The organism is Staphylococcus kloosii (assembly GCF_003019255.1).
Lineage (GTDB): Bacteria > Bacillota > Bacilli > Staphylococcales > Staphylococcaceae > Staphylococcus > Staphylococcus kloosii.
The window spans coordinates 595857-618886 of sequence record NZ_CP027846.1 but is presented as its reverse complement, the minus strand read 5'-3'; the positions used below and the strand labels follow the sequence as shown (position 1 = coordinate 618886).

The following is a 23030-nucleotide window of genomic DNA, read 5'->3' as shown; positions in this document are numbered from 1 at the left end:
ACTAATTTTAATGAGTATGTCATATTAATTGTTAAATAACAACTAAAATGTATAAATTTTTCGAAACTTTTTTAATGTAAAATACAACTTTCATAACTCACATGTGGTATTTATGCTCTTAAAAACATTGTTATCAAGCCGTTTTATAGGTGTGTCATATTAGCGATATTACATTAATGACAACTTTATGACCTTCCATATTTATTTAGTTAACTTTTAAAAATGCACTTTATATACATTATTTAATATTAAAAATAGTGTTGTTTTTTTACTAATATGTCATACTATTTTACGAATTTGCGATTTTTATTGAATTTATATCAAAAAAACCATTACTACCTTGAATAGATAGTAATGGTAAATTTATTATGCTTCACTTTCGACAAAATTAAAGAACTCTCCCATTTGTTGTGCAGCATCAGGTGCAAACATTAATTCTAAATTATCTTGTGATTCTTGTGCTCTGTCTTGTGCGTAACTTAGCATTTGTTGTTCATATTGGCGTATTGCCTCATCAAAATCATCATTCGCTTTTAATGCTTCTACAAAAATATACGCATCATATAAAGCAGTATTTACACCTTCTCCAGCAAAAGGACTCATTAAATGTGCCGCATCACCTAACATTGTCACTTGAGCATCATGATTCCAATTGAATCCGATAGGCAATTTATATATTCTTCTAAATAAAACATCATCACTCATAGCGTGAATATACGCTTTTAAATCTTCATGCCAGTCATCAAAATCACTTAGTAACTGAGCTTTTAATTCACTTATAGATAATTGTTTGTAAGTGTCTAATTGTTCTTTAGGCGCTCTATATGACACATACACTTTTATACGTCCATCTCCATTTAATTGAGCTAATAATGCTTGGTTGCCACCCAGTGCCATTGCTTTACCATTTTTGTTATAAGTAGCTAACTCTGGGTAATTATTTTTAACATCATCAATATTTATTTCAACCATTGAAATACCTGTATACTCAATATCTGCAGTGGATAAATATGGTCTTACTTTAGAGAATGCTCCGTCTGCACCTACTACTAAATCAAATTGTTCAACTTCACCATTTGTAAACGATACGGCTACTTTTTTATTAGCTAGATGTTCTAAAGAATCAAATGCATAGCCATATTTAATATGTGCTTTGTCTAGCTGTTCCAATATAATGTCACACAGTTCGCCACGGTCAATTTCTGGTCTGCCACCTTCTCCTTCAGCATCTTCTTCAAAAATCACCGTACCATCTTTAGCAATAACTTTAGTATCTTCACCTTCATATCTAACTAAAGATTTAAAACGCTCATATATACCCGTTTCGATAATCGGTAACTGGCCACTGTCATCATGAATATCTAATGAACCGCCTCGATCACTATTCACCGTTGGATGTGCTTTTTCAAAAATTGTATAGTCATAGCCTTGTTGTTGTAACAATAAGCCGAGCATTAAACCACCTGGGCCGCCACCTATAATTGCAATACTTTTATTCGTTTTATTACTAGTCATTCCATATTCCTTCTTTATTTATATAAATTATCTAAATCTGCTTTTGTTTGTTCAACAAATTTTTTAAATTGCTCTTTCTTGTCATCATCATTCATCGCTTCTTTGCCAGCTAACATAAATTTTTTGAATAATTCTTGTAGCTCGCCACGCATTGCTTTCATTGCTTCAAAGTCCATATTTTTAAATTGTTCCATGCGTTGTAACATGTCATCATTTTTCATATTATCTGCTAAAAATTGTTCGCCGTCTTCTGTAATCGTATATACTTTTTTCTTACCATCTCTTGAAGTTGAGACAAATTCTCTATCTTCTAACATTTGTAATATCGGATATACAGAACCTGGGCTTGGAGAATAAAATCCTTTGAAACGTTCTTCTAAGTCTTTAATAACTTGGTAACCGTGTTTTGATTCATCTTGTAACATTTTCAAAATGACAAATTGTAAGTTCCCTTTTTTGAAGAATCGATCTTTACCTCGCGCTCTAAACGCACGTTCCATATCTTCTGGGCCGTGTCCGCCAAATCCAAATCCGTCTCTATTCATCATTCTGCTTCTCATATGGTGAGCTTTTTTCTCAAATTGTTTTCTAAACATTATAATCACCTTTCTTTATTTCGATATATCGAAAGTATAAACGATATATCGAAATACGTCAACGATATATCGTTATTTTTTTATTACTTTATAGTTAAATACTGATATATCAACATTTAGTACAAAAAAAAGACCTAACAGAAAGTTCATTCTGTTAGGTTATTAGCCATTATTTTTTTGTTGTCGCTCTCTAAAATTGATTAAAAATCAAATTATCAATCGTATGGTTTTCAGCTTTATGCAATATTAAATCCGCTCTGCTTTTAGTTGGGTAAATATTATTAATCACATTAGGTTCATTAATATCAGTCCATAATTGTGTCGCTAATTTAATTGCTTCGTCTCGTGATAAATTTTTATACTGATAAAAATGAGACTCTGGTTTTTGAAAGGCACTTTCTTGTAATTTTAAAAATCTTTGAATATACCATGATTTCATTAAATCTAATGAAACGTCTAAGAATATTTTATAATCAATATAATCACTTACTAATTGTTCTGTATGTCCATATACTTGGAATATATTTACCCCTTCGATGATTAGAATATCTGGTTGATCCACATAATGAAAATCATCTTTCAAACGATCATATGTTAAATGTGAGTACGTATAGGTCGGAACTTTCTCACCATCTTTTATACTTTTTAAATGTTGAATCAATGTGTTGGATTCATAGCTTTCAGGAAAACCTTTTTTTGACATAATATCTTGTGCCAACAGTTCTTTCTTCGGCAAAATATAGCCATCAGTCGTTATTAAATCAACTTTCCAATCTGGATTATGTTTACTTAACAATTCAGCTAATAAACGTGCAACAGTGCTTTTACCCGCAGCTACACCACCAGATACACCAATAACAAATGGTATCGTACGTTTACGATCTACTATTTTTTGTTGAATATAGTTAATATATTCTTTATGTCTACGCGTTTTTTCACTTAACATCTCTATTAAAGGAAAGTACAATGCTTTAATTTCTTGTTTGGTAGCATAGTCATTTAAACTTAATAAACTTTCAAAATCGAGATCTTCCAAATTTATATCTACTGAGCTATCTATATTTTGCCACTGCTTTTTTGAAAATTCCACGTCACTATCTCCTTTTAGACCACACATTACTCTTTATATTTAGCGCTAAAATTTTAAGCGCCTTCATTTAATAATCTCAACCAGTATAATGCAACATGTACTGTGATTCAATAAAACTATTTAAAAAAATTGAACACAATTACTTTTATAAACTCAAATATTGAAAATTACTTTTCCTTAAACATTATCAAATCATTACTATATTTTTAAAATCGTGTATTTCGTATTATAATGAAAGTGCTTACAAATTAATATTAAATAAGTTGCCAATTGTTACTGGAGTGATTATTTTTGAAAACAGAAATTTTATACGGTAAATCAAATATCGAGATTGAAGTTCCAGATAGTAGTACGTTAATAGAGCCACAAGACATTGAGCCACTAGATAATGATGTAGCCGCAATAAATTCTGCATTAGAAAACCCTATAGGCACGCCACCATTAAAGGAAATGGTTAAATCGGATGATACTGTATCTATCGTCATTAGTGACATTACCCGTCCTACACCAAACCATATTTTAGTACCTTGTATTTTAAATGCACTACCTCATGTACCTCGCGAAAATTTTGTCATTATCAATGGTACAGGTACACATAGAGACCAGACTCGTGAGGAATTGATTCAAATGTTGGGTGAAGATATCGTAGATACAGTTAAAATTGTGCATAATCATTGTCACGATAAAGATTCCTTAGTAAAAGTCGGTCACAGTGAATATGGTTGCGACGTCTATTTAAATAAAGATTACGTCGAATCAGATTTTAAAATCGTTACTGGCTTTATAGAGCCACATTTCTTCGCTGGTTTTTCAGGTGGTCCTAAAGGCATTATGCCGGGAATTGCAGGCATTGAAACAATAATGACGTTCCATAATGCACGCATGATCGGTGACATACGGTCGACTTGGGGAAATATGGAAGATAATCCATTGCAAAATATGACGCGGGAAATCAACGCCATGTGTAAGCCAGACTTTATGCTCAACGTAGCATTAAACAAAAACAAACTAATTACACAAGTCTTTGCAGGCGAATTATATGAGGCGCATGATGTTGGATGTGCCTATGTAAAAGAACATGCCATGTTCCGATGCGATGACCGCTTCGATGTTGTTATAGCTTCTAACTCAGGTTATCCACTTGACCAAAATTTATATCAAACAGTAAAAGGCATGAGCGCTGCACATAAGATCGTTAAAGAAGGCGGCGCCATCATAATGGTTTCCGAATGTGCTGACGGTTTACCTGATCACGGCAAATTCGCCGACATATTTAAACGCGCTAAATCACCACAAGCACTATTAGATATGATTCATGATCCCGATTTTGCAGAAATGGATCAATGGCAAGTACAAAAACAAGCTAGCATCCAAGTATTTGCGAACGTCTATGTATATTCCAAACTAACTGACCAACAATTAGAAGAAGCTATGTTAAACCCTACATCAAATATAGAAGAAACACTCAAATCATTAGAAAAATCATATGGTAGACCTTTAACTATAGGCGTTATGCCACAAGGTCCATTAACAATACCTTACGTTGAATCTTAAAAAGGAGAATGATTAATTATGTTGACATTAAAAGAAAAAGAACAACAACTCGAAAAAACTTTAAAAGAAATGAAGAAAGTCGTTGTAGCATTTTCAGGTGGCGTTGATAGTACGCTAGTATTAAAAAAGGCGATTGACGTATTAGGAGAAAACAACGTTATTGGTGTCGTTGTAGAGTCTGAATTATTTAGAAGCGAAGAATTCGATCAAGCTGTTAACTTAGGACATCAAATGGGTGCGCATATTCTTAAAACTAAAATTTTAGAATTAGAAGACCGTCACATTGTTCAAAACACTCCAAAAAGTTGGTACTACAGCAAACTATTATTATATAAAAAATTAGAAAGTGTTAAAGAAGCCTATCACTTTAATCATGTGTTAGACGGTATGATTATGGATGACAATGAAGACTTCCGTCCTGGATTACAAGCACGCGATGAACTAGGTGTTAGAAGTATTTTACAAGAAGTTGAATTATTTAAAGAAGATGTACGTCAATTAAGTAAGCAATTAGACTTACCAGTATGGAACAAACCTGCCCTATGTAGTTTGGCCTCTCGTGTGCCTTATGGCGAAACTTTAGACGAAACGAAAATTAACAAAATTAACGAAGCTGAAAAGTTTATTTTAAGTTTAGATATTACTAACGTTCGTGTACGTTACCACAATAATATTGCTCGTATAGAAGTAGCTGAAGATGATATCGCCCAATTAGTACAACAGCGTAGACAAATTATAGAGCATTTAAAAACACTAGATTTCGACTATGTAACTATAGATCTTGAAGGTTACCGTACAGGAAGTATGAATGAAGTACTTACAGCTGAAGCAACAAATTAAATAGTGAAGGACAGTGTTTAGAATGTCAGACAGTAATAACGATATTGAAGAAATACTAACTAAGGTACAACAAAATGAGCTATCTATCGCAGCTGCTCAGGATAAACTAAAACATTATGATGATTTGGGTTTTGCTAAAATTGATTTACATCGCCCCCAAAGACAAGGTTTCCCAGAAGTTGTTTTTGGTGAGGGCAAGACCCCTGAACAAATCGTTTCGATTATTAATAGTTTAAACCATAGTAATCAGACAATATTAGTAACACGTATTGACGATGCTAAGGCTAACCACATAATGTCTATATATCCTAATTTAGAACATCATCCTACTGCACAAATCGTTTGTTCGCCTATCGCTAACATTAAAAAATCTAACTATGCTGCTTCTATTATTAGTGCTGGTACTTCAGACATCCATATTGCAGAAGAAGCAGCAATAACAGCTGAAGTTATGGGCGTTACTGTCAAACGCTTTTACGATGTTGGCGTCTCAGGCATCCATCGTCTATTTGAGAATATAGATGACATTAGAGAGAGTAAAGTTTCAGTAGTCGTTGCAGGCATGGAGGGCGCATTATGTAGCGTAATCTCAGGATTAGTGAATCATCCTGTTTATGCTATTCCAACGAGCATTGGCTATGGCGCTAATTTAGCAGGTGTCAGTACCCTGTTATCAATGATTAATTCGTGTGCTCCTGGGACAAGCGTATTAAATATTGATAATGGCTTTGGCGGTGGTTATAATGCAGCTCAAGTCATCAACATGCTCGAAACAAACTAGACTGGAGAGATTGAAATGTCACAAGCCATTTATTTAGATTGCCACGCAGGCATAGCTGGCGATATGATTTTAGCAGGATTAATCGATTTAGGAGCTAATCCAAATTACATCACAGAAGAATTATCTAAATTACCACTAGATACATTCGATTTATCTTTTAATCATGTAAATAAACAAGGTATTAATGCTCAGCATTTATCAATTAATATAGAAGAAAGTCATCACCATCGTACTGCGCAACACATTTTTAGCATGATTGAAAATAGTACATTACCCCAACGTGTGAAATCACGCAGTACTGCTATTTTTAACGTTATCGCCGAAGCTGAGGCTAAAATACATGGCATGACCGTTGCCGATGTTCACTTTCATGAAGTTGGCGCAATGGATTCAATTATCGATATTATCGGTAGTTGCTTAGCGCTTGAAGATTTAAATGTTGATAATATTTATTGTTCTCCTATTCCAACCGGACACGGCAAAGTTAATATTGCACACGGACTTTATCCCGTTCCAGCACCTGCCACAGCTGAAATCTTAAAGGGCATACCGCTCGTTTCATTAGACGTAGCTAGTGAAATGACCACGCCGACAGGAGCAGGATTTGCTAAAAGTTTAGCTACTCAATTTGGCCCGCTACCACCATGCACGATGACTGAAATTGGATATGGGGCTGGCACAAAAGACTTTGATTTTCCGAACGTCTTACGTATTATTCAATTTGAAGAAAACCAAAATACGCAAGATTACGTGCAAGTACTAGAAACACAATTAGATGATATGCCTGCCGAAATGCTTGGACATATTATTGAAAACGCACTCTCTCAAGGTGCCCTCGATGTTTACTACACGCCGATTACGATGAAAAAAAGCAGACCGGCAGTACAACTTTCTGTGATTTGTCCATTATCAAAGGCAAGCTTTTTTGAAAATTACATATTACGCCAAACAAGTTCTTTAGGCGTTAGAAGCTATAGCGTACGCAGAACGATTTTAGACCGCGATTTTACAACGATTAATACGGATTATGGTAAAGTATCGATTAAATTAGGAATATTAAATGGCGAAGTTATAAAAGCCAAACCTGAATTTAGTGATCTACAAGCTATTGCTGATAGAACACAATTACCGTTACAACAAATTTACCATCATGTAATGAGCCAGATAGATAATTTAAATTAATATTAATTTATGGGGGATATTATGAATATTGAACAAAAATTATTTGAAGAGGCAAAGTCACTAATAGAAAAAAGATATCCTATAGGCTGGGGTGGCGCAGCTGCTATGTATTCAAAAAAGCATAATATTTATACATCAGTTGCTCCAGAAATTATAAATGCTTCTAGTGCTTTATGTATTGAAACAGGTGCAATTTTAGAAGCACATAAATATGATGATATTATCACTCATTCTATATGTGTTGTTAGAGATGATGAAAATAGTGATTTTAAAATTCTCACTCCTTGTGGTACGTGTCAAGAAAGACTTTTATATTGGGGACACAATGTAAAAGTTGGCGTAACTGCAGAAAAAAATGATTTATTATATAAAACATTATTGGATCTACAACCCTTTCATTGGACGAATGCTTATAACGATATAGAATTTAATACATAACTTTATAATTTTAGGAGTTATAACAATGTTGTATTTTATTAGGCACGGACAAGCAGAACATAATTTAAATGAACCACATAATTTTGATCTTAAAAATCCAAAATTAACAAAACATGGCATCAATCAAATTAAGAAATTGAGAATGCTTTTTAATAATAATACTAAAATTTGGTGTAGTCCTACTGTAAGAACCATCGAATCTGCGCAGTTAATCAGTGGTACAGCACAATTAAATATTTTAGATATTCTTGGCCCTAGAACCTTTCCTCATAAAATTTGTAGTATGCATAACTGCGACCAATTAAATTTTGATCTAAGTAATATAAATATATCGATTATTAAACTTTTAAATAATGTACATCCGAATGATTTCACTGATGAAGCATTTATGAATATTTTTAAAAATTTTATAAAAAATTACGTAGATGAACAATACGACCATTTATTTGTTACTCATGATGGTGTTATTGCTACTTTATTAAAATACTGTAATGACGTAAGTTTAGACCGAGATAGTAATAATGATTTAATATTATATAATGAAGTTCATCAATTTGAGATGCAAAACTTTTTTAGTTAATAAGATTATTAAATTTAGACAACTAAAATATTCTCTGTAACATCTTTTTTAATCCTCTTACTGTTGAACAAATAGTAAGGAGGATTTTTATATTTAACTTATCTTATTTAAGTAAAAATAAAGTTAGTATTTCCTATCAATTCCCAATAAAACTTATATCCTTCTCTATTCAAAATGATTTAATTTTTAAATTGCTACCACTTTATTTTCCTATTATTTACTATTTAATTTGAATTGTATATTTAATTAATCTAAAATTCTTTAAATGAGGTTAATTTTATAACATGAACACTATGATTCATCTATATTAGAGGGCTTCAATTTATAATTAAGAAAGAAGTGTATGTTTATGAGTCTAAAAGAGCAGTTATTTCAAATTTTAGAAGCTAAAGAGCAAGAGATGATTGGGCATCGTCGTCATCTACATCGTCATCCTGAATTATCATTTGAAGAGGAAAATACTGCAAAGTATATTAAGTCATTCTATGAAGGTAAAGATGTAACATTGACACAACCAGTGCAAGGTGCGCACGCAATCATCGTAGAAATTGACAGTGGTAAACCTGGTAAAACGATTGGACTACGCGCTGATTTTGATGCTTTACCAATTAATGAAGAAACAGATGTACCTTTCAAATCTGAAAACGAAGGCGTTATGCATGCTTGTGGGCATGATGCACATACAGCCTATCTACTAGGTGTAGCAGACGCTTTAATCGAAGTTAAAGATCAACTTATTGGTAAGATTAAAATAATCCATCAACACGCTGAAGAACAACCACCTGGTGGCGCAAAGCAAATCATAGAGTCGGGTGCCTTAGATGATTTAGATGAAGTATACGGCATTCATATCGTCCCTGCCGTTACACCAGATACAATTCTCTACAATAAAAACAATGCATTTTCTGGAAGTTCAACGTTCACACTTAAAATCAACGGTTTAGGTGGACATGCTTCGAGCCCTCATAAAACGCACGATGCGATTGTTGCCGGTACAAATTTTGTCAATTCCATTCAAACTATAGTTTCTCGTAGAATTGACCCATTACAAATGGGTGTCGTAACTATCGGTGCATTTGAAGCACCTGGTGCGAGCAATGTTATTCAAGATTCAGTAACGATTAAGGGAACTGCACGTTATTTAGATGCTGAACTAGAACAGTTTATGTATCAAGAAATCGATAAAATAGCGCAAAGTGTAGCGCTTGGTTTTGATGTTACTTATGATTTGGATTATACATTTGGTTATCCTGTGTTATACAATCACCCTACTGAAACAGATAATGTTGCTCGTGTATTATCAGAAAGTAAAGGAGATTACTTCCAACATTTAATGGAAATCCCCCCTGTTACTGGCTCTGAAGATTTTGCATACTATCTTCAAAAAATACCTGGCACATTTTATATTGTCGGTAGTAAGCCCTATGACGTTGAAGACCCTTATATGAATCATCATCCAAAATTTGATGTTAATGAAGACTGTCTACTTGTAGCTGCAAAATCTCTTACAGATATCGCTTTAGATAGATTGCAATAAAAATAAGGCTATAGCCTCTTAATTGAGGTTATAGCCTTATTATTTAATTATTTATACGTATTGCATAACTTTATCAACAGGCATTCTATAAGAAGCACGTGCTTCTCTTGCTGCTTTACCAACTGCAATGATAACTACTGGCACATAGCGTTCAGAATCTAAACCTAATGCTTCGGCGATTTGATCTTCTTCAAAGCCACCAATTGGGTTTGTATCATAGCCATGTTCTTTCGCAACTAACATAAATTGCATAGCTGCTAAACTGCTATCAATTTTTACAACATCGTTAATTTTTTGTTCTGAATATGTTTGATACACTTCATTAATTTTAGATAATAATTGCTCTTTTACATCTGCAGGCATCAAATCATTTTCAACTGCTTGTGAATAAATAAATTCACTGTTTTCATGACTTTCTTTGTCTCCAAAAATAACGATCATCGCTGATGAAGTATCATTTTGGTTAGTATTAAATTGAACTAATGGACGTAATTTGTCTTTACCTTCGTCACTTTCAACCACTACAAATCTCCATGGTTGTAAGTTAACAGAAGATGGCGCCATTGTTGCTTTACGAATCATTTCTTCCATTTCTTCGTGGGGGATTTTATAATTTTCATCAAATAATTTAATTGATTTTCTTCCGTTTAACACTTCACTAAAACTATTATTTACAGTCACTTTACTTCCTTCTTTCTAATAATAAATTACACTTAATTTAATTCCACATAGAGTATAATAATTATATCATGCAAATATTGCAATGATTTAAGCTCACTTTAATTATTTTTTTTATTTTACATATACTCTTGATCTTTTATAAACTGCTAAAACCTTTATAAATTAAATAAATACTCATTAATATCAATACTATTTTAAGTAAGTTTGAAAGCTTGGCCGAATCAATACTGCGGTTAATCGTCACACCGATTTTAGTACCGATATAACTTGCAATGATTAATACTAAACCATAATGCCAGATAACATGTCCTTGAACGACGTGCCCTAACGTACTTGCCAAACTTGAAGTAAAGATAATAATCATGCTGGTAGCCACTGCCACGTGTGGTGAAAAATTAAATGCAATAATCATTAATGGCGTCATTAAAACGCCTCCACCTATACCGAAGAGCCCTGCACTAATACCGACAAAGAATGAAAAGATTATTGCTACCGGTGTGTTGACCTTTTTTTCAGCATCCGAAGATTTTTTAGCCGCTAAATAATCCTTCACTATTAATACGATTGAAATGATAAATAGAAAAATACCAAAAATAATATTAAAGTAGACATCATTTAAAAAGCGACTTAAATACGCGCCTACCAATGAACCCGGTATAATTCCAATTGAAAATAAAAAACCATTTTTAAGATCAATCGTATTTTTACCTTTCTTACGATAAGCTATGATCGAAAACAGACCTGTAAAGACTAAAGTTAACGATGAAATGCCGACTGCTGTTTGTGTCGTAATACCTGTAAGCAAATCTGTTTTAGAACCTAAATAAACCAATGTCGGAACGATAATGATACCGCCACCTACACCGATTAATGAACCTATTATAGCTGATATCATCCCAATCAGGATTAACACTACAATTGTCATAGTTACACACCTTTCATAAACATGAACATATATTTTTTACATATAAATATTCTAACATGTTTACATAGCACTTTAGTCAGTAGATTTATATTGTATTAGACATAGCAAAAGCGGAACTAAAACCATCAAGATTTCAGTCCCGCTATTAACTATTATTAATTTGTTCTTTTAAAATATAACATTATCTTTCAATATAAGTGTCGGTCTCAGGTTCGGTATTTTTATTACGTGATAATGCATTTAAATGTTGATGATTTAACGTTAACAACATAACCCCGATAACAAGTAAACTACCGATTGTGTCTGAGAAATAATGCGCATGTACGAAGATTCTTGATACGATAATACCTGCAATTAGTATCACACCAATCACTTTAGCCCAGCTACTACGCGTAACTAAAATAACTAAACTAACTACTAAGCAAACACTTAATACGTGCATACTAGGGAAACTATAACCATCAAAATGTGTAGATGGTCTAGGTCTTTCAATTGCATATTTCATAATAGTACCAATTAAGAATACACAAAAACTCCAAAATCCTAGTAACCAAAATTTAGCTCTATTAACGAAGAATAGTATAGCTAAAATTATAAGGACCATAATTAAACAATTAAATGGTTCAAATATAGCAGATAACATACTTAAAATAAGATTTAAAAAGTCATTATCTAAATACTTATGTAACGCTTGATATACTGCTTGATCAATGCCACTAATGCCACCAGTAATTATCGCAATTAATAAGGCAATCAACAGTACATATAGGATAATCATCCCGAAAATCTTTTTCATTATGTGGAGCTCCTTTATTTCTAATTAAATTGTAGTAAACTCATCTAAAAGTTTATATTACCATGCAAGTCGACTGTAAAACATATATTGTTGTTAAAAATTGAGTAGTATCATCAGTTAAACAAATTTACTCCCTTTTAACAATCATACTTTAGTGCCATATAGCTCAATTTAATCATTAATATATTAACGATTAAGTAATTTATTTCATTCACAATAAATCCATTTTATTAGTTAAATATTTATACTACTTCGATGAAATATTTATTAAGTTTTTAATTTTGTCAAATTATTTTGAACCTTTTGTGACATTAATTTATTATTGTTGTATATAAAATAATTTAGGTTGATAATGTAGTTGTAATCAATGAGGAGGTATTCAAAATGTTAACAGAAAAAGAAATACAGACAATTAGAGAAACGGTACCACTACTAAAAGAACACGGTCAAACAATCACTTCAAAATTCTATAATAGATTGTTTATTGAACATCCTGAATTAAAAAATATCTTTAACCAAACAAACCAAAAAAAAGGTTTACAATCATCAGCTTTAGCCATGGCAGTATTAGCAGCTGCAGAACACATTGACGATTTATCACCAATCGTACCTGTAATTATGCCAGTAGTTTACAAACACTGTGCGTTACAAGTACTTCCAGAACACTATCCTATCGTTGGTGAAAATTTATTATGGGCTATTAAAGAAGTTACTGGTTTAACTGACGATAGTGAAGTTATCCAAACTTGGGGTAAAGCTTATCAAGAGATAGCTGACGCATTCATAGGATTAGAAAAACAAGTATACGAACAAATGGCTTGGTCAGGTTTCAAACCATTTGAAGTTACTAATATCAACCAAGAAACTAGCATTATTAAATCATTCACAGTAAAATCTGACGATATCGATTTAAGTCAATTTACACCAGGTCAATATATTACAGTAGATATCGATAGTCCTAAATTACCTTATAATGCGAAAAGACACTATTCAATCGTTGACGGCGGCAAAGATTATTTAACATTTGGCGTACGTAGAGACGTTTCAGAAGGTCATGAAGGTGAAGTATCAACTATTCTTCACGATGACGTCGAAATTGGAGATACTATTTCACTTTCAGCACCTGTTGGCGGCTTCGGCATTGTAAACAATGAAAACAACCAACTATTCCTAGGTTCTGGTGTAGGTGTAACACCATTAGTATCTATGTTTAGACAAGCAGTTTCTGAACATACACCTTCAACTTTCGTTCAAGTAACTTCTGATAGCGATAACGTTGCATTTGAAGAAGTGTTAAAAACAATTGAACAACAAGATGATAACAGCAACTTACAATTACACTATCGCGATACAGACGGTTATATTAAAGCAGAAGATTTAAAACAACTTATCGATGAAAATACAGAAATTTATGTATGTGGTGGTCAATCATTTATTAACTCTATGATTGTGAACTTACAAACTCTAAATGTTCCTGAAAGTAAAATTCACTTCGAAACATTCGTACCAAGATTAAGTTTCGCAGTATAATATTCTTAACAAAACCTCATAATAAAACGATCAATTATAGTTTAAATACTTTTACCAAAATATTTAAAAACTAAATACAAATTCCTTTAACAACTTCTTTAAAATGAAAACGGAGCGGGACAAAAATCTGATTGTTAAAAGCAGATTTTATAGTCCCGCTCCGGCAAAGATGTTGCACCGTGCTGACGCGCCTTGGGGAATTGTATGAGTGAGAGACTACAGGCTCGAACCATACTATCCTAAATCAAGGCAAGCATGCACGGCAAAATCTCAGGATTAAAAATAGAGTCTGAAGACAATATTATGCCTTTAGACTCTATTTTTTATACTTTTATAAGTATTTATTTTCCTTCAGGTAATTTATAATTTGTTCTACAGCATCCTCAACCGACAATTGTTCTGTATCGATAACAATTTCCGGATTTGTAGGCTCTTCATACGGTGCATTGATACCTGTAAAACCTTGTATTTCTCCTGCACGTGCTTTTTGATATAAGCCTTTAGGATCGCGTGATTCACAACCTTCTAGACTACATTTTGTATAAACTTCGATAAATTCACCATCATCTAATGTTGCACGTACTTGCTCTCTGTCTTCTTCATAAGGTGAAATAAAAGCAGTCATCGTTAATAATCCTGCATCAACCATTAATTTTCCTACTTCACCAATACGTCGAATATTTTCTTTACGGTCTTCTGGACTAAAACCAAGATTATTATTCAAACCGTGTCGAATGTTGTCACCATCTAGTCGATAAGTATGCACTTGTTGCTCAAAAAGTGCTTTTTCTAACGCTACTGAAACCGTTGATTTACCTGAACCCGATAATCCAGTAAACCACACTACAGCACTTTTGTGGTTGTTACGTTGTTGTCGTTGTTGTTTCGTTACTTCCGAATCATGCCATGTTATATTTGTCGCTTCGCTCATTCGTTTCACTCCTAAATTATGCCTTTGTCTCTTGTAATCCTTTAATCAATACATCCGCAACTTCTGGTCTTGAGAATTCTTTTGGGAGTTGTTCGCCATTACGTAGTTTCTCACGTACTTTTGTACCGCTTAAATGAACGTGATAAGACTGATCGTGAGGACAAGTTTTAGCAGTCGCCATGTTGTCACATTTCGTGCAGTAAAACGCATGTTCAAATTTGAATATTTGAATACCTAATTCGTCTTCGTATTGTGCAATCAACTCTTGTGCGTCATATGTACCATAATAATCGCCTACTCCTGCGTGATCTCTACCCACGATAAAATGTGTACAGCCATAGTTTTTACGTACTGTCGCATGTAAAATAGCTTCTCTTGGACCCGCATAGCGCATTGCCGCAGGATAAATTACTAATCTATTGCGTTCTGCAGGATAGTAATGTTTCAAAATGACTTGGTAACTTTCCATACGTACATCGGCAGGAATATCATCAGATTTTGTTTCACCAACTAAAGGATTTAACAATAGTCCATCTACAGATTCTAAAGCTGCTTTTTGAATATATTCATGTGCACGGTGAACTGGATTTCTAGTTTGGAAGCCTACTACTGTTTTCCAACCTAAATCTGCAAATAATTGTCTTGTTTCAGATGGATCTAAATGAAAGTCAACAAACTCATCATGTTTAGGACGGTCTACAAGTTCGATAGGACCTGCTAAATAAACATTACCTTTTTCAAATACTTTTTGAACACCAGGGTGCGCAACTTCAGTAGTTCCATAAACTTTTTGAGCTTCATTCTTTTTATCATAAGTATATTTTTCTTCAAGCGTTAATACACCATATAAATGGTTATCTTCACCGTATAGTGCAATTTGTTGCCCAATTTCAAAAGCATCGGCTTCAGCTTCAGTAACTGGTAATGTGATAGGAATACTCCACACTAAACCATTGGCAAGATGTAGATTTTCAACGACATTCGTATAATCATCTTCACCCATGAATCCAGTTAGTGGACTGAAACCACCGATAGCGATTAACTCTAGGTCAGATAAACTCCAAGGATTTAAAGTAAGCGCTGGAAATGTCTGTGCTTGTGAAATAAGTTGTTCTTTACGTGTTCCTTCAACTTGTCTATTAACAAGTTCGCCACCGTGTGGCTTAATCGTATTTTCAAGTAATTCTTTTGATAATGTCATTTTGTCTACTCCTTTTTAGTTAATTGGCTTGATCAATTTTGTTAGTTTGTTTTTTAGGGGACAGGAATGGTAGTTGTTTGTTTTGGTATAACGTAAATATTGCTAAAGCAAACCATAAAGCGATAACTACAATTTTCACGATGTTACCCACTACAGGATCGTCTACAAAAGTACTTAATAATGTATTAATATTTGTGAAAATAATAATACCTCCAACGCAAACTGCTAATAAATACACAGGCAAAATTTTCACAATCCATGCTGCAAATGGCGCTGCTATGGCACCACCGACAGCTAATGCAATGACTAAACCAATATCAATAAGATGCCATCCTAAGAAAATAATGAATCCAATTGATGCCGATAAAGTAATGAAAAATTCACTTGCAGATACTGTACCAATTACGTAACGTGGTTCAATTTTGTTACGTGATAAAAACAATGGGGTGTTGACTGGTCCCCAACCACCACCGCCTATAGTATCTAGAAATCCTGCGATAATTCCTTGAGGTATAATTTGCCATTTAGAAAATGTGCCGCCTTTTAATTTTCTTTCATGTTGCTTCCTAAAGACGAATTGATAAATAATAAACAAGCCCATCGTTAGTAGAAATATTGAAATAAAGGGTTTAATTAGGCCACTGTCTAACTTACTCAATACGGCTGCACCAATAAATGCTGCTATCGAACCTGGAAGTGCTAACTTCACAACCATCTTCTTATCTACATTTTTAAATTTATAATGTGAGACGCCTGAAGCTGCTGTAGTTGCAATTTCAGAAAAATGGATAGTCGCAGAAACAATAGCTGGCGTAATACCTGCTGTTAATAATATAGAAGATGACGTTGCACCGAAGCCCATACCTAATGATCCATCAATCATTTGTGCAAAGAATCCAGCGAGTGCAAATATTAATAATTTTTTCATTTAGCACTGTCTTCCTTTCGTCTATCATATTTGTGAATTGAGCCAACTTAATGCTTTTTGTTGCTGCGCCGGTTGTTTATATTCGTCGGCTAACACTTCTTTTAACAATTGATTCTTTTTCTGTTCATTAACATTAAGTTGCTTTACCGCTTGTCGATATTCATATAAAAAATCTACGTAAGCTCCATAATCTTCTGTATATTGTTCCTTTAATTGTCGAACTATATCAGCAGTAAGTTTTGGACTGGCGCCACTCGTAGATATGGCGATAGATAATTTGCTTCGTTGAATGATTGCAGGAAACACTGTATTACCTGAATTAGCTTCACTAGACATATTAACTAGCGCATGTGCCGGTGCTTGTGCTTTAATCTCATTATTCACTGTTCTGTTATTCGTGGCTATAATGATAAAATCCGCATTATTTATATCAGATAACTCATATTTTTTTGCATGCCAAGTTACGAAACCTTGTTCATTATAGTATGCCAACGTTTCTGTTAAATGAGGGCTGACAATGTCGAGATGTGAGATATACTGCAGTAACGTTTTAACTCTACGTTCTGCAATTTTACCGCCACCAATAACTACGACATGTTTTGCTGACAAATCTATTAATAACGGCATGAATGACATTATCATTACCCCTTTCTTTATTGTTGTGGTGCTGTTGTTAATGTTTCATAGACGCGATCTTTTAATGCCTCTTTCATCGCTTCGTGATGTCCTAAATGATCACACAATATAATATCTCCGTGTTCTTTTGAATCATCTACTGTTTGCCTAATATGTTTCTCTAATACGCCTGTGAACCATATATAGGGTACAATGAAAATTCGAGAATATTCTGAATCTAATGCAGATGAAAGTGCATCTTCAAAAGATGGTTTACATGCTGCAAGATAACATACATCGATATCTTTAAAACCAGTTATATTACCTAGTTCATGTGCAATAGCCTCAATATCAATCTTGGTTTGTGGATTATAACTTCCACGACCAACGACTAAAATTTTAGCGTCATCATGTGGGACGACGTTTGTTTCATCTATACGTTCTTTTAGTATATGTGTAAGTCTAGATTGCACGCCTAATGGTTGCCCATAAGTAAACGTAAGTTCTGGATGGTGCTGTTTAGCTTCATCTAGTTCGGCTGGAATGTCTTTAAAGTAATGACCTGCGCTAAGTAACAAGACAGGTATAACTGAAATTTCAGTAGCGCCTTTTTCTACTAATGTTTCAATACCTTGAGCTACTGTAGGTTCAGCTAATTCTAAAAAGCATATCTCTTGTAATGGGATATCTACCTTGTGTTGTACAGCTTCAATAAATTGAATTGCCTCAGCAGTTGCTTCAGCAATTCGACTTCCATGGCTGACATATAATACTCCACGCATAACGCTACCTCCAATATTTAATAACTTATTGCTTCTAACAAATTATCTTGAAGTTGCGTTGATTCAAACCAACTAATTTTATCTCTTAATTTAACAACCTCTCCAACGATAATCATTGCTGGATTTTTAATGCCTTCTGCACGTTTCACTATATCTGTTAAAGTTCCGGTAACTGTTTGTTGATTGTCTGTAGTGCCATAATGAACAAGCGCTACGGGTGTATCTTCGTTTTTACCGTGCTTTAATAATAGGCTACAAATATCTGGTAATTTTTTAACGCCCATGTAAATACATAACGTATCAGGACCGTGCACTAAACTTTTCCAATAATCATCAGCATCGACACTATCTTTAATTACACCTGTAACAAAGGCTACGGACGAACTATAATCACGATGTGTTACTGGAATACCAGCATAAGCTGGAGCAGCAACGCCTGATGTAATACCAGGAACAATTTCAAATTGTATATCCGCTGCCGCTAGTTGTTCAGCTTCTTCCCCACCTCTTCCAAAGATAAATGGGTCTCCGCCTTTAAGCCTCGTAACAGTATTACCATTTTGTGCTAAGTCAACGAGTAAATCATTTATTTCTTCTTGTGGCAATGAATGATGGTTTGGATGTTTACCGCAATACACTAACTTTGCTTCAGATGATGCGTAATCTAATAGTGATTGATTAACGAGACGATCATATAATATTACATCTGCTTGTTCTATTGCTTTTACGCCTTTGACCGTGATTAAATCTGGGTCACCAGGCCCGGCTCCAACTAAAAATACTTTTCCCATTATGCCACCTCATTTTTGAAATATATTAGCTATGAAATTTTTGGCCATCTGTAACTTTTTCAACAATACCTGCGCGAACAACGAAGTCACCAAAGTGCTCGCCTTCTTCTCTTTCTTTCGCATATTGAAGGAAAATTGGACCTAATGTTTCTAAAATTTCTTCTTCGCCAATATTTTCTTTATATAATTTATTTAATCTATCTCCAATAAAGCCCCCACCAAGATATAAATTATACTTACCTGGTGCTTTACCAATAAATGCAATTTCTGCTAATGCTGGTCTCGCACAACCGTTAGGACAACCAGTCATACGAATCGTAATTTCTTCTTCTTGTAAACCTGCTTCGTCTAATAAACCTTCGATTTTATTTAATAATGATGGTAAATAACGTTCAGATTCGGCCATTGCTAAACCACATGTAGGGAATGCTACACATGCCATTGAGTTACGACGTAGACCTGAATAATTTTCGCCATCAGTAATTCCATATTCATCAATAATTTCTTGAATAGCTGGTTTTTGTTCTTCAGAAACGTTTGCTATAACTAAATTTTGGTTAGGAGAAAGTCTGAAATCACCAGTGTGTATTTCAGCGATAGCTCTTAACGCAGTTTTTAATTTATAGTCTTTTGTATCTTTGACACGGCCATTTTGAATAAATAATGTAAAATGCCATTTACCGCTTCCTTCTGTCCAACCATAACGGTCACCATTGTGCTCAAAATGGAAATCACGTGTTGCTTCAATTTCATACCCTAGACGTCTGTTAAGTTCTTCTCGTACCCACTCTAAGCCAACTCTATCAACTGTATATTTGAAACGTGCGTTTGTACGGTCTTTACGATTACCATAGTCACGTTGTATTGTTAATATCTTTTCACATACATCGATAATTTTATCTTTAGGTACATAGCCTAACAATTTACCTACTTGTGGGTAAGTTTCTGGCATACCATGTTTCATACCCATACCTCCACCAACGGAGATATTGAAGCCTATTAATTTTTCATCTTCATCTGTTATGGCAATTAATCCAATGTCTTGTGAATAGACATCTACATCATTAGATGGTGGTACCGAAATACCAATTTTAAATTTACGTGGTAAGTATGTGTGACCATACATTGGTTCTACTTCTTCACTCGTGCTTAATACTTTTTCACCATCTAACCAAATTTCATGGTAAGCACCTGTTTGTGGCGATAAATGATTACTAATTTGTGATGCGTATTCATTTACCTCCTCATGTACTCCAGATTGGTAAGGGTTTGGATTACACATAACGTTACGGTTTACGTCACCACAAGCTGCAAGTGAATCCATTAGTGCGTTATTTATACTTTGCATGGATGATTTAAGATTACGTTTTAATATGCCGTGGAATTGGAACGCTTGTCTTGTTGTTAATTTAATTGTGTGATTAGCATAAGCGTCTGAAATATCATCCATTGCGATCCATTGTTCAGGTGTAGCAGTACCTCCAGGTACACGGACTCTAATCATAAAACTATATGCCGGTTCTAATTTTTGTTTACGTCGCTCATCACGTAAGTCTCTATCATCTTGCATGTAACTACCGTGGAATTTTAATAATTTTGTATCATCTTCGACAATTGACCCAGTTATTGGATCTTCTAAACCTTCAGCGATAGTTCCTCTAAGGTAATTACTCTCTGCTTTAATTCGTTCCATTTCATCGAGTTTTTCTAATAACTCTGAATTAAAATCAGCCATGCTTTCATCCCTTTCTAATCTTAATAAATATCGCGTTGATATCTCTTTTCTGTTTTCATTTGATTCAAGTATGCTTCTGCATCTGCTTCGCTCATGTTACCTTCTTTTGCGATGACGCGAAGAATAGCTTCATTAACATCTTTAGCCATATATTTTTCATCGCCACATACGTAAATGGCAGCTCCTTCTTCTAACCATTGGAAGAATAATTCGCTGTTCTCTTCGATACGGTGTTGAACATATACTTTTTCATCAGTGTCACGAGAAAAGGCAACGTCTAATTTGCTTAATATGCCATCATTTAACCACGTTTGCCAATCTGTTTGATATAAGAAGTCTGTCGTAAAATGTTGTTCTCCGAAAAATAACCAAGTGTTACCTTTTAAGTCTAATTCTTCACGTTCTTCAAGATAACTTCTGAATGGTGCTACGCCTGTTCCCGGACCAATCATAATTACTTTTTTATCTTCCTCAAATGGGAATTTAAAATTCGGGTTTTTCTTTAGATACATTTTCACAGTATCACCCGGTTGCACGCGTTCAGCTAATTGAATTGAACAAACGCCTTCGCGGTCTCTATCGTGAGCGTTATATCTTACAGCACCTACTGTTATATGCACTTCATCAGGATTCGCCTTATAACTGCTTGCGATTGAGTATTCTCTAGCTGGTAATTTTCTTAGCGCTTCTAGCAAGTCGCTTGGTTGAATATTTGAAGCATTATACGCTTTGAAGAAATCGATTAAGTCACGTCCTTCAACGTAAGTTTGAACCCAACCATCTTCGGCTAATTTGGCATTTAATGATTCATCGTCAACTAATTCCGCTAATTTTTTCACTAAAGGAATTGTTAATTTAGTAATCTCAAAATGCTCAGTAAATGCTTCAGTTAAGGAAGCCGTGTTTCCTTTGTTATCTATTTCAACTGTCAGTTCTGGATCCCAACCAAGTAAGCTGATAAGTTGTGTAACTATGACTGGATCATTTTCAGGAATTATCGCTAAACAATCTCCCGGTTCAAATCCTTCACCATAATTATCTAATAATAATTCAACGTGTCTTACTTCTTTATTAGAACCGCGTCCTGTTAAGTTAATGTTTTCTAATACTTCCGCTTCATAAGGGTTTGATTTAGAATATTTTTTCTCTTTTGCAGATTGTACAGTTTCAGTAGTTTCTGCCACTGTAGCACGGTTATCATTTGGACCGCTCAATGCTTCTAAAACATTTTGCATCCAATTTTCTGCTGGTTCATCAAAGTCTAAATCACAATCAACTCTATGTGTTAAACGTTCGCCGCCTAATTCAGCTAAGCGTGCATCGAAGTCTTTCCCTGTTTGACAGAAGAATTCATATGATTCATCACCTAAGGCTAATACTGAATAACGTACCCCTTCTAATTTAGGCGCTTTTCTACTATGTAAAAATTCATGGAATGTTATAGCGTTATCTGGTGGGTCTCCTTCACCGTGGGTCGCTGAAACGATAAATAAATCTTCAACTTTTTTCAGATCTTTCGTTTTAAAGGCATCCATTGAAGATAGTGTTACTGTATAACCATTTTCAGTTAGCCTTTGGTCTAATAATTCAGCAAGACTTTGTGCATTGCCTGTTTCCGAACCATAAAGCACTGTAATATCTCTTGGTTTTACGGCTTCAGCACTTGGTGCTGCTTCGGGTACTTGTTGTATCTGTTGTGTATTATCACTTGTCGTAGATGCTTGTTGATTTGCAGCTAAATAACCGCTCAACCACAGACGTTGTTCAGGTGTCAACGATTGTAATAGTTGATTTAATTGTGCTGCTTGTTCTTCATTAAATGGACTGTTCGTTACGCTAAATTGCAAGGGAATTTCACCTCATATATTAATATTTGACTAGTACTGTAATTGGAATAGTGCGAAAAAACTATCAATTCTAGTCATTTCGCTTTATAAATATAATATATAATATTCTTATAAAAACTGCTTAAGAAATAGGTATGTTTATATTATAAATTTAT

At 34.1% G+C, this 23030-nt stretch carries 22 protein-coding genes; 8 read left to right on the top strand and 14 right to left on the bottom strand.

The genetic code is table 11. From position 1 onward, the window contains the following. Positions 1-366 precede the first annotated feature (366 nt). The 3 genes from C7J89_RS02945 to coaA all read right to left on the bottom strand — a co-directional run bounded on the left by C7J89_RS02945 (position 367) and on the right by coaA (position 3201). Positions 367-1515: an FAD-dependent oxidoreductase gene (locus C7J89_RS02945; RefSeq protein WP_103294657.1), complete on the bottom strand. Its 1149-nt coding sequence runs from the start codon at positions 1513-1515 to the stop codon at positions 367-369. A gap of 14 nt (positions 1516-1529) precedes the next feature. After that, positions 1530-2111: a PadR family transcriptional regulator gene (locus tag C7J89_RS02940; protein WP_103294656.1), complete on the bottom strand. Its 582-nt coding sequence runs from the start codon at positions 2109-2111 to the stop codon at positions 1530-1532. Positions 2112-2301: 190 nt separating this feature from the next. After that, on the bottom strand, positions 2302-3201 hold the full coding sequence (gene coaA, locus C7J89_RS02935) for a type I pantothenate kinase (RefSeq protein WP_061853844.1): 900 nt from the start codon (positions 3199-3201) through the stop codon (positions 2302-2304). A gap of 291 nt (positions 3202-3492) precedes the next feature. Here coaA and larA point away from each other — a divergent pair, with 291 nt between their 5' ends. The 7 genes from larA (at position 3493) to C7J89_RS02900 (ending at position 10113) form a co-directional block, all read left to right on the top strand. Then, on the top strand, positions 3493-4755 hold the full coding sequence (gene larA / locus C7J89_RS02930; RefSeq protein WP_103294655.1) for a nickel-dependent lactate racemase: 1263 nt from the start codon (positions 3493-3495) through the stop codon (positions 4753-4755). Between the two features lie 18 nt (positions 4756-4773). Beyond that, positions 4774-5595 (top strand): ATP-dependent sacrificial sulfur transferase LarE, encoded by an 822-nt coding sequence (gene larE, locus C7J89_RS02925; RefSeq protein ID WP_061853846.1) that lies wholly within the window; start codon positions 4774-4776, stop codon positions 5593-5595. A 22-nt stretch (positions 5596-5617) separates the two neighbouring features. Beyond that, positions 5618-6376, top strand: a complete 759-nt coding sequence (gene larB / locus C7J89_RS02920) for a nickel pincer cofactor biosynthesis protein LarB (RefSeq protein ID WP_103294654.1) — start codon at positions 5618-5620, stop codon at positions 6374-6376. Positions 6377-6391: 15 nt separating this feature from the next. Next, positions 6392-7558, top strand: a complete 1167-nt coding sequence (larC, locus tag C7J89_RS02915) for a nickel pincer cofactor biosynthesis protein LarC (RefSeq protein WP_103294653.1) — start codon at positions 6392-6394, stop codon at positions 7556-7558. A gap of 21 nt (positions 7559-7579) precedes the next feature. Further along, positions 7580-7996: a cytidine deaminase gene (locus C7J89_RS02910; RefSeq protein ID WP_061853849.1), complete on the top strand. Its 417-nt coding sequence runs from the start codon at positions 7580-7582 to the stop codon at positions 7994-7996. A gap of 25 nt (positions 7997-8021) precedes the next feature. Then, a complete protein-coding gene (locus tag C7J89_RS02905; protein WP_103294652.1) occupies positions 8022-8576 on the top strand; it encodes a histidine phosphatase family protein in 555 nt (184 codons plus the stop codon). Between the two features lie 349 nt (positions 8577-8925). Continuing rightward, positions 8926-10113, top strand: a complete 1188-nt coding sequence (locus tag C7J89_RS02900; protein WP_103294651.1) for an amidohydrolase — start codon at positions 8926-8928, stop codon at positions 10111-10113. Between the two features lie 51 nt (positions 10114-10164). Here C7J89_RS02900 and C7J89_RS02895 read toward each other — a convergent pair whose 3' ends face one another. The 3 genes from C7J89_RS02895 to C7J89_RS02885 form a co-directional block, all read right to left on the bottom strand. Beyond that, on the bottom strand, positions 10165-10794 hold the full coding sequence (locus C7J89_RS02895) for a nitroreductase family protein (protein WP_061853852.1): 630 nt from the start codon (positions 10792-10794) through the stop codon (positions 10165-10167). Positions 10795-10930: 136 nt separating this feature from the next. Then, on the bottom strand, positions 10931-11719 hold the full coding sequence (locus tag C7J89_RS02890) for a sulfite exporter TauE/SafE family protein (RefSeq protein WP_061853853.1): 789 nt from the start codon (positions 11717-11719) through the stop codon (positions 10931-10933). 181 nt (positions 11720-11900) lie between these two features. Further along, complete coding sequence (locus C7J89_RS02885) at positions 11901-12515, bottom strand: phosphatase PAP2 family protein (protein ID WP_103294650.1); 615 nt, start codon at positions 12513-12515, stop codon at positions 11901-11903. 384 nt (positions 12516-12899) lie between these two features. Here C7J89_RS02885 and C7J89_RS02880 point away from each other — a divergent pair, with 384 nt between their 5' ends. Continuing rightward, positions 12900-14045 (top strand): globin domain-containing protein, encoded by a 1146-nt coding sequence (locus C7J89_RS02880; protein WP_103294649.1) that lies wholly within the window; start codon positions 12900-12902, stop codon positions 14043-14045. Positions 14046-14376: 331 nt separating this feature from the next. Here C7J89_RS02880 and cysC read toward each other — a convergent pair whose 3' ends face one another. The 8 genes from cysC to C7J89_RS02840 are packed head-to-tail and all read right to left on the bottom strand — an operon-like array spanning position 14377 to position 22875. Then, entirely contained in the window at positions 14377-14976 is a 600-nt protein-coding gene (cysC, locus tag C7J89_RS02875; RefSeq protein ID WP_103294648.1) for an adenylyl-sulfate kinase, read from the bottom strand. A gap of 16 nt (positions 14977-14992) precedes the next feature. Continuing rightward, positions 14993-16177: a sulfate adenylyltransferase gene (gene sat, locus C7J89_RS02870; RefSeq protein WP_103294647.1), complete on the bottom strand. Its 1185-nt coding sequence runs from the start codon at positions 16175-16177 to the stop codon at positions 14993-14995. A gap of 19 nt (positions 16178-16196) precedes the next feature. After that, a complete protein-coding gene (locus tag C7J89_RS02865; protein WP_103294646.1) occupies positions 16197-17105 on the bottom strand; it encodes a sulfite exporter TauE/SafE family protein in 909 nt (302 codons plus the stop codon). Positions 17106-17129: 24 nt separating this feature from the next. Further along, entirely contained in the window at positions 17130-17741 is a 612-nt protein-coding gene (locus tag C7J89_RS02860; RefSeq protein ID WP_159031766.1) for an NAD(P)-binding protein, read from the bottom strand. A 17-nt stretch (positions 17742-17758) separates the two neighbouring features. Continuing rightward, complete coding sequence (locus C7J89_RS02855) at positions 17759-18502, bottom strand: sirohydrochlorin chelatase (RefSeq protein ID WP_103294644.1); 744 nt, start codon at positions 18500-18502, stop codon at positions 17759-17761. Positions 18503-18519: 17 nt separating this feature from the next. Beyond that, positions 18520-19293, bottom strand: a complete 774-nt coding sequence (cobA, locus tag C7J89_RS02850; RefSeq protein WP_103294643.1) for a uroporphyrinogen-III C-methyltransferase — start codon at positions 19291-19293, stop codon at positions 18520-18522. Positions 19294-19318: 25 nt separating this feature from the next. Next, positions 19319-21028, bottom strand: coding sequence for an NADPH-dependent assimilatory sulfite reductase hemoprotein subunit (locus C7J89_RS02845; protein WP_103294642.1), 1710 nt, complete (start codon positions 21026-21028; stop codon positions 19319-19321). A gap of 20 nt (positions 21029-21048) precedes the next feature. Then, entirely contained in the window at positions 21049-22875 is a 1827-nt protein-coding gene (locus C7J89_RS02840) for an assimilatory sulfite reductase (NADPH) flavoprotein subunit (protein ID WP_103294641.1), read from the bottom strand. Positions 22876-23030: the final 155 nt, after the last annotated feature.

What these genes read in the sequence shown, in the direction of transcription:
- larC (WP_103294653.1), top strand. Translation starts at nt 6,392, where the DNA reads ATGTCACAAGCCATTTATTTAGATTGCCACGCAGGCATAGCTGGCGAT.
- sat (WP_103294647.1), bottom strand. Translation starts at nt 16,177, where the DNA reads ATGACATTATCAAAAGAATTACTTGAAAATACGATTAAGCCACACGGT.
- C7J89_RS02855 (WP_103294644.1), bottom strand. Translation starts at nt 18,502, where the DNA reads ATGCGTGGAGTATTATATGTCAGCCATGGAAGTCGAATTGCTGAAGCA.
- C7J89_RS02905 (WP_103294652.1), top strand. Translation starts at nt 8,022, where the DNA reads ATGTTGTATTTTATTAGGCACGGACAAGCAGAACATAATTTAAATGAA.
- cysC (WP_103294648.1), bottom strand. Translation starts at nt 14,976, where the DNA reads ATGAGCGAAGCGACAAATATAACATGGCATGATTCGGAAGTAACGAAA.
- C7J89_RS02910 (WP_061853849.1), top strand. Translation starts at nt 7,580, where the DNA reads ATGAATATTGAACAAAAATTATTTGAAGAGGCAAAGTCACTAATAGAA.
- C7J89_RS02890 (WP_061853853.1), bottom strand. Translation starts at nt 11,719, where the DNA reads ATGACAATTGTAGTGTTAATCCTGATTGGGATGATATCAGCTATAATA.
- C7J89_RS02880 (WP_103294649.1), top strand. Translation starts at nt 12,900, where the DNA reads ATGTTAACAGAAAAAGAAATACAGACAATTAGAGAAACGGTACCACTA.
- C7J89_RS02865 (WP_103294646.1), bottom strand. Translation starts at nt 17,105, where the DNA reads ATGAAAAAATTATTAATATTTGCACTCGCTGGATTCTTTGCACAAATG.
- C7J89_RS02940 (WP_103294656.1), bottom strand. Translation starts at nt 2,111, where the DNA reads ATGTTTAGAAAACAATTTGAGAAAAAAGCTCACCATATGAGAAGCAGA.
- C7J89_RS02885 (WP_103294650.1), bottom strand. Translation starts at nt 12,515, where the DNA reads ATGAAAAAGATTTTCGGGATGATTATCCTATATGTACTGTTGATTGCC.
- cobA (WP_103294643.1), bottom strand. Translation starts at nt 19,293, where the DNA reads ATGGGAAAAGTATTTTTAGTTGGAGCCGGGCCTGGTGACCCAGATTTA.
- larB (WP_103294654.1), top strand. Translation starts at nt 5,618, where the DNA reads ATGTCAGACAGTAATAACGATATTGAAGAAATACTAACTAAGGTACAA.
- C7J89_RS02845 (WP_103294642.1), bottom strand. Translation starts at nt 21,028, where the DNA reads ATGGCTGATTTTAATTCAGAGTTATTAGAAAAACTCGATGAAATGGAA.
- C7J89_RS02900 (WP_103294651.1), top strand. Translation starts at nt 8,926, where the DNA reads ATGAGTCTAAAAGAGCAGTTATTTCAAATTTTAGAAGCTAAAGAGCAA.
- larE (WP_061853846.1), top strand. Translation starts at nt 4,774, where the DNA reads ATGTTGACATTAAAAGAAAAAGAACAACAACTCGAAAAAACTTTAAAA.
- C7J89_RS02945 (WP_103294657.1), bottom strand. Translation starts at nt 1,515, where the DNA reads ATGACTAGTAATAAAACGAATAAAAGTATTGCAATTATAGGTGGCGGC.
- C7J89_RS02860 (WP_159031766.1), bottom strand. Translation starts at nt 17,741, where the DNA reads ATGTCATTCATGCCGTTATTAATAGATTTGTCAGCAAAACATGTCGTA.